Source organism: Bradyrhizobium cajani (assembly GCF_009759665.1).
In the GTDB taxonomy this organism is placed as follows: Bacteria; Pseudomonadota; Alphaproteobacteria; order Rhizobiales; family Xanthobacteraceae; genus Bradyrhizobium; species Bradyrhizobium cajani.
This window is the reverse complement of the sequence record NZ_WQNE01000098.1, coordinates 1-426: the sequence shown is the minus strand read 5'-3', so window position 1 is coordinate 426 and position 426 is coordinate 1. Positions and strand designations below refer to the sequence as shown.

At 56.8% G+C, this 426-nt stretch carries 1 pseudogene; it reads left to right on the top strand.

The features are described 5' to 3' along the window. A pseudogene (locus GPL20_RS38535) lies at positions 1–426 on the top strand (cysteine--tRNA ligase); the annotation flags it as partial.

The following is a 426-nucleotide window of genomic DNA, read 5'->3' as shown; positions in this document are numbered from 1 at the left end:
AAATTATTGAACTCACTGAACAACTGATCGCCAAAGGTCACGCTTATGTGGCGGACAACGGCGACGTGATGTTCGACGTCCCGACCGATCCAACTTATGGCGTGCTGTCGCGTCAGGATCTCGACCAGCTGCAGGCAGGCGCGCGCGTTGACGTGGTCGACGACAAACGCAACCCAATGGACTTCGTTCTGTGGAAGATGTCGAAAGAGGGCGAACCGAGCTGGCCGTCTCCGTGGGGCGCGGGTCGTCCTGGCTGGCACATTGAATGTTCGGCAATGAACTGCAAGCAGCTGGGTAACCACTTTGATATCCACGGCGGCGGTTCAGACCTGATGTTCCCGCACCACGAAAACGAAATCGCGCAGTCCACCTGTGCCCATGATGGTCAGTATGTGAACTACTGGATGCACTCGGGGATGGTGATGG